Source organism: uncultured Maribacter sp. (assembly GCF_947495965.1).
Classification (GTDB): domain Bacteria; phylum Bacteroidota; class Bacteroidia; order Flavobacteriales; family Flavobacteriaceae; genus Maribacter_B.
Genome location: NZ_CANMBB010000015.1, coordinates 1 through 11,444, shown reverse-complemented (window position 1 = coordinate 11,444; position 11,444 = coordinate 1). Strand labels below are relative to the sequence as shown.

At 31.5% G+C, this 11,444-nt stretch carries 9 protein-coding genes; 3 read left to right on the top strand and 6 right to left on the bottom strand.

Annotated elements, in window-relative coordinates; all coding sequences use genetic code 11:
• Positions 1-47: 47 nt before the first annotated feature.
• The 4 genes from Q0820_RS16800 to Q0820_RS16785 form a co-directional block, all read right to left on the bottom strand.
• Positions 48-251 (bottom strand): hypothetical protein, encoded by a 204-nt coding sequence (locus Q0820_RS16800; RefSeq protein ID WP_298489445.1) that lies wholly within the window; start codon positions 249-251, stop codon positions 48-50.
• A 1-nt stretch (position 252) separates the two neighbouring features.
• Positions 253-564 carry a hypothetical protein gene (locus tag Q0820_RS16795; RefSeq protein ID WP_298489443.1) on the bottom strand — a complete coding sequence of 104 codons (312 nt, stop codon included), beginning with the start codon at positions 562-564 and terminating at the stop codon, positions 253-255.
• A gap of 10 nt (positions 565-574) precedes the next feature.
• Complete coding sequence (locus Q0820_RS16790) at positions 575-775, bottom strand: hypothetical protein (protein ID WP_298489441.1); 201 nt, start codon at positions 773-775, stop codon at positions 575-577.
• 244 nt (positions 776-1,019) lie between these two features.
• Positions 1,020-1,814, bottom strand: coding sequence for a DUF2971 domain-containing protein (locus tag Q0820_RS16785; protein ID WP_298489439.1), 795 nt, complete (start codon positions 1,812-1,814; stop codon positions 1,020-1,022).
• A 239-nt stretch (positions 1,815-2,053) separates the two neighbouring features.
• On the opposite strand from Q0820_RS16785, the gene argS reads away from it, so the two are divergent.
• The 3 genes from argS to Q0820_RS16770 all read left to right on the top strand — a co-directional run bounded on the left by argS (position 2,054) and on the right by Q0820_RS16770 (position 7,548).
• Positions 2,054-3,841, top strand: coding sequence for an arginine--tRNA ligase (argS, locus tag Q0820_RS16780; RefSeq protein WP_298489437.1), 1,788 nt, complete (start codon positions 2,054-2,056; stop codon positions 3,839-3,841).
• A gap of 32 nt (positions 3,842-3,873) precedes the next feature.
• The gene (locus Q0820_RS16775; protein WP_298489435.1) at positions 3,874-4,650 is read left to right on the top strand and encodes a zinc-dependent peptidase; all 777 of its coding nucleotides are present in this window, start codon (positions 3,874-3,876) and stop codon (positions 4,648-4,650) included.
• Positions 4,651-5,079: 429 nt separating this feature from the next.
• On the top strand, positions 5,080-7,548 hold the full coding sequence (locus tag Q0820_RS16770; protein WP_298489433.1) for a TonB-dependent receptor: 2,469 nt from the start codon (positions 5,080-5,082) through the stop codon (positions 7,546-7,548).
• Between the two features lie 168 nt (positions 7,549-7,716).
• Here the strand turns inward: Q0820_RS16770 and Q0820_RS16765 are convergent, their stop codons facing one another.
• Together Q0820_RS16765 and Q0820_RS16760 are read right to left on the bottom strand one after the other, a co-directional pair.
• Positions 7,717-10,272: a TonB-dependent receptor gene (locus tag Q0820_RS16765; RefSeq protein ID WP_298489431.1), complete on the bottom strand. Its 2,556-nt coding sequence runs from the start codon at positions 10,270-10,272 to the stop codon at positions 7,717-7,719.
• Positions 10,253-11,167 (bottom strand): FecR family protein, encoded by a 915-nt coding sequence (locus tag Q0820_RS16760; RefSeq protein WP_366941672.1) that lies wholly within the window; start codon positions 11,165-11,167, stop codon positions 10,253-10,255. The genes Q0820_RS16765 and Q0820_RS16760 overlap by 20 nt, the downstream gene beginning before the upstream one ends.
• Between the last annotated feature and the right edge of the window lie 277 nt (positions 11,168-11,444).

The following is an 11,444-nucleotide window of genomic DNA, read 5'->3' as shown; positions in this document are numbered from 1 at the left end:
CCGTATACGAGACCCGTACGTACGGTGGTGTGAGAGGCGCACTCTCCTCAATTATGGGGAGAGCCGTCTACTCGATTGTGATTAGTTTTTTTATCAATATCTTTTTCAATTATAATTGAGTCAGCAATTGCCTCCTTTTTTAAGATTTCAATATCAGTTCCTGTTTTTTCAATTCGAGGACCTAACTTATGAATCATTGTTAATGTATAAACGTTATTTGAAATCTCTGTAATTTCTGTTTTCCAGTTCATTTTATAAGTCAATTGAGAATTGTTTGTATTTGATTACAAATTCCTTAGCTTCTTTTAAATCTTTGGGATAGGAAGCATATTGATAAACATTCTGTTCAATAACATCATAGACTCTTTGAAAATAGAATCCGTTATCTCGAAGAAATTCAACCTTTTTCCATTCAGAATCATCTGATTTTTTTTGCACTCTGAATTTATGGTCATACCTAATTGTGCTATCTCCGCATTTAGGACAATCTTTATAGTTTTGTTTTCCATCCCAGTTTCTTTCAAACTGTTTACGACAAGAAAAGCATACGAAAGGGGCTGTCAAATTATCCATTTTAAAACCAATAATTATTTAATTCTGTTAATGTTTTTTTATCAATTTTAAAAGGAGAAGAATCAGGAAGAACGCTATCAATACCACATTTAGGACACATAGCTGTTTTACCATCATCAGTTGTTTCTGAGATTTCAGATGTGTCAAAAGTAGACTTACAGTGGTAACATCCTGCTTTGTTGGTTTTCTCCAACTCGGACATATTATAAATTGAATATTTAGATGCTTGTTTTATTTCCATTTCCAAATTAATCACAACGGCTCCGTATATGAAAAGTAGCGCTGAAAATAAGCTGTTACTTTTCGGATTAAACACAAGCCGAATTTTTAAATTTTATTATTTATCTTTTTATTTGGAAATCGTCAAATTTAAAAATTTGGCGACTTCCAAAAAATGCCCAAACCTTTGTGTTAGCAAAGACTTGCGCTATTTTTTATATACATTGTTAGCACACGTTTTTATGCTCAATGATTTTTATTTCTCCGATATTTTCCCTGATTGCATTAGTAATATCTAATTTATCTTCTGCAGTCATATCTTTTCCTAAAATGACTGTATTAAATGCCTCTTTCGGAATTTTAATATTTCTATCATCTATTGTCGCACCATCAAACCAAAACTTTTGAGTTCTATATTCTTGTTCAAATTCCCATTTTCTTTCCTTAAAATAGACTTGTTTATATCGAATTTCCTCTCGGTTCATTATTGGGTCAGGCAATAAAATCGGTATTTCGTCAAAATATTCAACTTTTGCTCCACCTCCTAAATGTTCAAAAAGTATTCTTGAATTGTATCCAACACAAAAGCCTTTATGGTCATTTGCATATTTTTTCCACATTTCATCCAGACAAGGTTCAGCTGTTAAACTTAATATGCCTATTCTTTGGAAATATTGGTCAAAATAGAATTTTTGATATTGTTCGTTTTTTAGTTCGTTTTTATATTCTTTAGCATTAATTCTATTTCTGATTTCCTTGCGTCTTTGTTGTCGAGATAAATTCGGTTGAGCAAGTCGAGATAAGCGGTCATAAAACTGTTCCGCTTGATTTTTAGTCATCATTTCATAACTGACAGGTATTTTGCAATCCAACTTATCCTCAAATTGATTTGGTGAAGCCATATAAACTTCTTTTTCTGTGATAAATTTTTTGTTCCAGTCATTATTCCAATCTCGGTATTTATAGACTATTTCTGGAAACTCAATATCATCTAAAGTTCCGTGGTTTATCGTGACTTCCATTATTTTTTCAAATGTGTGCTAACTTGTTATATCGAGAACAATATTCCAATATATCCCCTATACATTTCCGGATAACAGGACATTTTGTTCTCGTTTACATCAAATATAATATTTGTAAGTAAATTATCATTTTAATTTATAAGAATAAAAAACCTTTTTGTAATAAAGAGGGGAAAACCTTTAATGCTAAAAAAGATTATAATTTTCCGTAGTTTTGCAGCCTTAAATACGGGTTACCAATGAACATACAAGAAGTACTTACTACAAAAGTTAAAGAAGCTGTACAGACAATTTTTAATGCAGAGCTGCCAGTGGTAGAGTTTCAGCCTACTCGTAAAGACTTTAGCGGAGATATTACTGTAGTTATTTTTCCAATGTTACGTGTGGTAAAAGGGAACCCTGCACAAATAGGTCAGCAAATAGGAGAGTACCTTAGCAAAGAAGTTGCCGAGGTAACAGATTTTAATGTAGTAAAAGGTTTTTTAAATTTAGTAATTGCAGATGCTTTTTATGTAAACTTCTTTAATACCATTAAAAATGAGTCCCAATTTGGATACGCCAAAGCAAATAGCAAAGAAGCAGTAATGGTAGAATATTCTTCGCCAAATACAAACAAACCTTTGCATTTAGGGCATATTCGTAATAACTTATTAGGCTATTCGGTAGCCGAGATTTTAAAGGCAGCAGGTAAAAAAGTATATAAAACACAAATAATAAACGACCGTGGTATTCATATTTGTAAGAGTATGTTAGCATGGCAACGTTTTGGAAATAATGAAACTCCAGAAAGTACAGGTTTAAAAGGCGATAAACTTGTAGGGAACTACTATGTTGCTTTTGATCAGGCGTACAAAGCAGAAGTTGCAGATTTAGTTGCCAACGGTTCTACTAAGGAAGTGGCAGAAAAAGAAGCTCCTATTTTAGTTGCTGCACAAGAAATGTTACGTAAGTGGGAGGCTGGTGATAAAGAAGTTGTAGAACTTTGGAAAACCATGAACCAATGGGTATATGCAGGTTTTGATGTTACCTATAAAAACCTTGGGGTAAATTTTGACCAATTGTACTACGAGAGTAATACCTATTTGTTAGGAAAAGATGTGGTTGCAGATGGTCTCCAAAAAGGGGTTTTTTATAAAAAAGAAGATGGTAGCGTTTGGATAGACCTTACAGACGAAGGTTTGGATGAAAAAATTGTTTTACGTTCCGATGGTACAGCCGTGTACATGACGCAAGATATTGGTACAGCCATACAACGTGTAAAAGATTATGAAGATGTTAACGGTATGGTCTATACCGTAGGGAATGAACAAGATTATCATTTTAAAGTATTGTTCTTAATCTTGAAGAAATTAGGATTCTCATGGGCCAAAAATTTATTTCATCTAAGTTATGGTATGGTAGATTTACCTAGCGGAAAAATGAAGAGTAGAGAAGGTACTGTTGTTGATGCCGATGACTTAATGGAAGATATGGCGCAGACTGCTGCACAAATATCCGAAGAGTTAGGAAAGTTAGAAGAGTATTCAAAAGAGGAAAAAGAGGCACTTTATAAAATGATAGGTTTGGGGGCTCTAAAGTATTACATCTTAAAGGTAGATCCTAAAAAACGTATTTTATTTAATCCAGAAGAGTCGGTAGATTTTCAGGGGAATACAGGGCCTTTTATACAATATACCTATGCCAGAATACAATCTATTTTGCGTAAAGCAGAAAGTACGGGTGTGGCAATAGAAGATACTATAGAAGCATCTTTTTCTTTACAGGATAAAGAGAAAGAGTTAGTAAAGCAGTTACAAATTTTTCCAGAAACCATACAATTGGCTGCAGAAAATTATAGCCCGGCTATTATTGCAAACTATACGTATGATTTGGTAAAGGAGTTTAATTCTTTCTATCAGAATGTATCTATTTTAGGAGAGCAAGAGGAGCAAAAGAAAATTTTTAGAGTTCAGCTTTCTAAAAAAGTGAGCGCTGTTATACAAGATGCTTTTAAATTATTAGGGGTAGAGGTGCCAGAAAGAATGTAACTTTTCTTTCATAAAACCTACTTATACAGTATATGATAAATGGCGTAGATATTTTTGCTTATGGGCTTTTAACTCTTGTTTTTGGATATCTGTTATACATTATTTACTATACCTTAGATTTATTTTTTCTTAATCCGTTTAAAAGAATAACTCCGCTAACTAAGGAGGAAGAAAAAACTATTCTGTATTATTTGCCTTTTTATAAAGACTTGTCTAAAAAGAAAAAGAAACTTTTTAGAAAAAGAGTAGTTCGTTTTAGAAAAAGAAAAAAAATCCTTTTTCATGAAGATGTAAAACAGCAAGAAAAAATTACCCTTTTACTAAGTGCTACAGCTGTAATGCTAACCTTAAGCATGGCCGATTTTCTAATCCTTTCCGTAGAAAAAATACGGGTATATCCAAAAGAGTATTATTCTCTTTATACCAAGAAAAAGCATTATGGCGAATACAACCCGTCTTTAAAAATGTTAGTTTTTTCAGCAGAAAATTTACTGCAAGGATTTAAAATTCCTAATGATAATATTAACTTGGCAGTACATGAGTTTTCGCATGCTATAAGTTTTAACATTGCAAATAAATTAAACTTTAGGTCTTATATTTTTATGTTTGGTATGCGTAAAATAAATAGGTTGTTTAAAAACCCAGATTTTATAGCAAGAGTAAATGCATCAAACTATTTTAGAGAATATGGTAAAACAAATATTCATGAGTTTTTTGCAGTATCTGTAGAATGTTTTGTAGAAACACCGCAGGAATTTAAAATTCAATTTCCAGAACTATTTTCTATTATTTCTAGAATGTTAAAGTAAATCACCACTAAATCTAGAATTAAATTTAAACGTATTTTTAACATTTATTATTTGATAAAACATTTACATTCGCATACGTAGACAAGAGTGTTTTATTTTCGGCACAAAATTTAAATGCAGTTTGTAGAAAAGAAAGTGGCCAATCTGCCTCCAAAATTCTATCAAATTTTTATAATTAGTGAAGTAAAAAGATTGTTAATATATACGAACCTAACCATTAGCGAAATTTCAAATTCTTTTGAATTTAAAGAGAACTCGCACTTAACAAAATAATTTAAAAGGCAAACAAATGTTACGCCAAATGCTTTTCGTAAAGATATGTTGTAGAAAAAAGACCATACCTTTTTCAAATAGACCACTAGTGCTTTTTTTAGTTACTTACATTTGCTGGTGTTTAAATATTACAAATATCCAATAATTAATAGAAGAATGAAATACCAATATTTTATTGCCTTTTTTTTACTTGCTATAACAACGTGTTTTGCTCAAGTAACGGGTAAAATAATAGATGTAGATACGAATGAACCATTAGAATATGCAACAGCTGCAATTTTTAAGCAAGCGAATAAAGAATTAGTAACTGGGGTTATTACAGATATTAATGGGGTATTTTCAATTCCTAATCTTAAAAAAGGGAGTTATTATTTAGAGGTCTCTTTTTTAGGGTATGAAACTAAAACTATAAATAATATTGTACTAGAGAATAACCGTATAAAAGAACTTGGTACCATAGGTTTATCTATAGGAGGTACTGAGTTAGATGAGGTTGTGTTAAAAGCCAATAGAGCTACTGTAATTAATAAAATAGACCGCCAGGTTTATGATGCTAAAGTTTTTCAAAACAGTCAAGGTGGTAGTGCTACCGATGTTATTAAGAATCTACCATCGGTAAATGTTAATGGCTTAGGAGATATAAGTGTTCGTGGAACCACAGGTTTTGTTGCGCTACTAAATGGGAAACCAGTGCAAGGGAATGCTGCAACTATGTTAAACCAATTACCAGCAAACGCTATAGAAAGGGTAGAGTTAATTACGGCACCATCGGCAAAATATGACCCAGAAGGTAAAGGTGGTATTCTAAATATAATTACAAAAAAAGGAGCAACCAATGGTACGTTTACGCAAATAAATGTAAAAGGAGGTTTCCCTTCTATAGAAGATTATGATAACGGGGAGGCTGCACAACGTTATGGAGCAGATGTTACTTATAATGTACGTTCCGATAAATGGAATGTTTCTCTTGGAGCAAGTTACCAACGTAATGATGTTACGGGTAGAAGAGAAGGAGATGTGTATACAATTATAGAGGATACTTTTACAAGGTTTCCTTCAGACGGGGAACGTAGTTATGATGAAACTAACTATTCTGGAAGGTTTACATTAGATTATACACCAGATACAAAAAATGAATTTTCTCTTGGCTTTTTTGGAGGAAAACGTTCTAAAGATAGAAGGGCTGATATTTTGTATTATGACAACCATTCTATTACTCCAGTAAATGGTTCTACAAGAGATTATACTTTTCAATACTTTAATGAAAATTTAAGAATTAGGAAGGGCGATTTTGTTCTTGGGAGTTTAGATTACAGCCATACTTTTACAAATACCTCTAAGTTATCTAGTTCATTTTTATACGAATATACTCTTTTAGGTGGCCCAACTACCAATAGGAATTTAGCATTCCCAAATACAGAGGTAATTTTACAGGATGAGTTTAACACCAATGATAATCCTTTACACGGAATACGAGCGCAGATAGATTATAGTTTTGTACCACTTTCTTTTGGAAAAATAGAAACTGGTTACCAGTATAGAAACTTAGACCATAAAGGAGATTTTGTTTATGAAAGACGTAATAATACAACGCAGGAGTTTGAGCTGGTTCCAGAATTTTCTAGTCAGGTAGATTTAACAAGAACCATACACTCCGGATATATACAATTAAACGGTAAAAAAAGTAAATGGGATTATGCTGCAGGTGTTCGTGTAGAGGCAATGGACAGAACTCTAGATTTAAAAGATAAAACACAAACCGTAGATACTACATATGCTTATAAATATGAAAAATTATTCCCTTCGGCATCATTACATTATAGCATAAACAAAGATACTAAGGTAAAGTTAGCCTATAGTAAGCGTGTTGAGCGTACCACATCTTTTAAGTTAAACCCGTTTAGAGAAAGGGAACATTCCGAAACTTTAGAGCAAGGAGATCCAACTTTGCGTCCAGAATTTATAGATTTAGTGGAGCTTGGTATTACCAAAAAATATAAAAACGGAAATTCTGTTTACGCAACTGCATATTATAGAGACGTAAAGAATTTGGTAAACAGAGTAAACCAAATTTATAATGATACTATTTTAGATAGAATATATTCTAATGTAGGTAAGGCACATGTAACAGGGGTAGAGTTAGGAAGTCAATTTAAAGCAACAGGAAATTGGTCTAATTTTATTGGAGGTAATATTTATAATTATACTATAGATGGGGAGTATGATGGGCGTAGTGTAGATAGTGATGCCACTGTTTTTTCCGTAAACGCTAATAGTACCTATACTTTTAATGATACGGCTTCTTTACAATTTACAGTAAATTATTTATCTAAACGAAAAACTGCGCAAGGAGAAGATTCAGAATTTTATTTACCAAATTTAACCTTTAGAAAAACCTTTTTAGATAACAAATTGGTAGCTACTTTGCAATGGCAAAACATGGACATGGGATTGTTAAATACCAATGAACAAAGAATAACAACTAGCAGAGACGGAGAGTTTTTTACTACTACCAATTATGTTTTAGAGGTAGATAGGATTATCTTAAACGTAACCTACTCATTTAACAAAAACAAAAACCGTTCTAAATTCATAGAGAGTGAATTTGGTAAGAGAGAGTTTTAAGCCGCTTTATGCAGTAGAATGTTGTTATGAGGTTTGAAAGTATAATAAAGTCAAGTGCTTTATTAATTGTAGCATAGCACCACTATGGTTAAATTAAAAAGTACAACGAAACGTTTAATTTTGAAGTAATTTTAATATGTAATAGATGTTCTAATGCATAAAGCGGGTTTAAAAACGAACTCTAAAACTTGCATTAGGAGTAGCACCAATAGATATACTTTGTATGGTTTCTATTTCGTTAGTATCTTTTACTCTATAGTAGGTGTTTAATATGTTTTTTCTTCCTGTAAAATTAAGAATAGCTGCACCGGCAATGGCATTAATTTTTGAAGATAGTTTAAAACTATAAGTAATAGAGCCATCTGCTCTTATATACTCTGGTAGACGGCTAGTATTAGGTTCTTTATAATTTATTCTTGCAGGAAAAAAACTAGTGTTTAAAGCATTGTCTCCTTCTTGTGGTTGGGTATAAGGTTTACCACTTCTATAATTTAAACCCAATCCTATTTTTATTTTTTTGTAGTTATATGTTCCTGCAAGTGTAGCGGTATGCTTTATATCTAAATTGTTTGGAAAGTGTTGTGGGGTTAATGTTTTAAAAGTATAAATATTGGTATTGTAAGCGTAACTTAACCACAAGCTATAATAGGTGCTTTTTTTATTAATTAAAAACTCTAAACCTTTAATTGCATATTGCCCTATTTCACCATTAAATTGGTATTGGTTTTGAAACCCTTGTGTGGCAGTACTTATACCTTTTACTTCTTTTAAAAAACCTTCTAATCCTATGTAAAGATTATTACGGTCATAGGTTATTCCTAAAGATGCTTGTTTGCTTTTTGTAATGGGGAGTTGTTCTCCGTCAGATAAAATCCATCTTCTTTTTTCTATACCTAAAAAGTTTTGTTCTAAATCTATTATCTGATTAGTATATTGACTTTTATATTCGCCTTTGGTTTCTAGTTTAAGAGCATTAGATAATTTATAACTAACAGCTAATCTTGGTTCTAAAATGGTTTCTTTAAAAGTATTTAAGTTTTCTATAAAATGTAACCTTCCGCCAGCTTGTACATAAAATTTTTCCTCTTCTGAAGCATATGTCACTTCAGAATACAAAGCATGCGTTCTAATAACTCCTTTTATATTACTATTAAAAGGAGGTTGGGTTACAAAAGTGTAATTGGTAATACCCACTTCGTTTAAATGATACCCGTTTTTCCATGTAAAATTAGCATTAGGGGTATACCTTGTATTCCATTTTAAAGCAGTTTCTAAAACTTCATTCTGTTGTTCTAATTGTTGAGAATTATTAGAATTTAAATTATTAGCATTAAGATTGTATTTGGTGTAATACGCTATTAAATCCGAAGAAAAATAAGGACTCCATTTGCTATTTAAATTAGCACCAAATGAAAAATTTGTTTGGTCTAGATTACTAGCAGATTGTAAGGTGTCATTTCTTTTCTCTGTATAATTTAGTGTATTGCTACTGCGCATTACATTAAAACGAATTTTATGTTTTGTATTTATGTCATAAAGTATTTTTCCTGTAAAATCATAAAAATAAAAAGTAGCATCTCTTTGGTTTTCTTGAGAGCTATTTACCTTAGATACATTACTGTCTTGAAAAGCTTTGTCAAAAAAACGAGTGTATGTGGGGGTATCTAAAAAATCGGTTAAGGAGCGCCTTGCAGAAAACTGAAAGCCTATTTTTTTGTTGATAGGTATTCTTCCAAAAGCATCTACTGTAATTAAATTTATTCCAGCTCCACCTTTAAAAGTATTAGTAATGTGGTCTTTTGTTGTAATATCTAAAACACCACTTACACCATCGCCATATTGGGCACTGCTTCCATTTTTTATACTAGTAATTTTATGCGTTAAATAGGGGTTAAATGCAGATATTAATCCAAAAAAGTGTCCAGATTGGTACATTTTTATACCATCCCATAGAATTAAATTTTGGTCATTAGTACCACCTCTAATATTAATGTCAGAAACAGTTTCATCAATACTTTTAATACCTGGTAGCGCTTGTATTGTTTTTAGAATGTCGGGTTCTATTTGCCCTGGTAAAATTCCAAAGTCTTCTGTATTTATGCTAATACTACCGTTAGTGTTTTTACTTAAGCCTGTAGTTAGGAATTTATAAACTATAACTTCATTTAATTCCTGATATTTTTGAGACATCACAATTTTGGGGCAGGCATCTTTTTTTACTAACTCTTTTGCGACTATAAACTTAGTCTTATATCCTAAATATTTTATTTGTAATAAAGCATCCATAGGAATATTAGTAAAACTAAATTCTCCTTTGGTATTTGTAATAGTAGATTTTTTACTATTAACTACTTGTATGGTAGCACTTGCGAGCGGGTTGCTTTTAAAATTATCTAAAACCTCTCCGCAGATAGTTATTGTAGTATTTGCTGTTATAGCATAATAACGGTCATTAATTTTTTGAATAGAAAGATTAGTTTTTTCTGTTATTTCTTGCAATTGTTCTTCTAAAGAACTGCCAGATTTAAGGTTAATTTTTAGGTCTGATATTGCAGAATCTACAAAAGAAAATTTTATAGAATAAGTATTTTCTATTTTTTTTAATTGTGCTTTTAAAGTTAGGGTATTGGCAGGTAGTTCTTGCGCTATTCCTATAGAAAAACTTAAGAAAAGAAATGCAAAAAAAAAGAAATAAGTTAATTTGTTATTCAGCGCTTTCTGCATAAAAAATTACTTTATTCCCCTCTAAATTATATTGTATTTGAGTAGGAACACTTATACTTTGCAACGCTAAATTTATGTTGGTATTGCTAAAAGTACCTGTAAATAACTGTTTAGTGTCTATATTTTTAACCTCTACAGTTACATTATGTTGTCTTTGTAATTCTTTAAAAACATAGGATAAAGGAATACTTTTAAAAGAACTTTCTTTATGTATCCAAGAAGGGGCGGTATTCTCTGGACCATTTACGGCAATTTCTTTACCGTCTATGACAAGAAAAGAAGTGCCTGCTGGTAATTTTGTTTCTTTACCATTGTAGGTAACACTTACTAAACCTTCAAAACAGGTAACTTCAAAAAAACCTTCTCTATTTTCAACATTAAATTGGGTGCCTAAAACAGCCACAGTACCATTATCTGTAGCAACGGTAAAGCGTTTTCCTTTAGCAACTTTAAAATAGGCTTCTCCATTTAAAGAAAGGTTCCTTTTTTTATTCCAATTGTTTTTATTGTAAGAAATAGAAGATTCTGCATTTAGCAGAACTTCTGAAGTGTCTGGTAAAATTACCGCTTTATTTTCTGCGTACTGGGTACTTATAGATTGGTCTAAGGTTCCTAAATAAAAATAGGAAGCAATTAATAAAACGGCTACAGCAGCAGCAAGTTGTAAAAAGCGTTTGTATGGTTTTAGAACTATAGTTTTAGACTCTTTAACGATACGTCTATTCTTATGTTCTTTCCAAGCGGCATCTATATTAAAAGCAGGAGCTTCTAAATTAGAAGATGCATCTTTAATTTTTTTATACGAAGCATATTCCTCGGTCTGCTTAAAGGCAGCGAGTTCTTCTTCTGTTAACTCATTATTGAGCCATTTTGCTAAGTAATTTTCTTGCATCATTTTTAGCTTTATATAGGTATAACAACTGTAAAGGTAAATACCCTACTTTTTTTTGTTTTTTTTGTCTAAAGTCTAAAGTCTAAAGTCTAAAGTCTAAAGTCTAAAGTCGCAAGCCTAATATTTTACTTTTTTTTGTAAATAAGTTGCTAATAATTTTAGGTCTTTATTTTCTAATATGTTATTTAATATAATCATCTTTAAACTCCTAACTCCTAACTCCTAACTCCTAACTCCTAACTCCTAACTCCTAACTCCTAACTCCTAACTCCTAACTCCT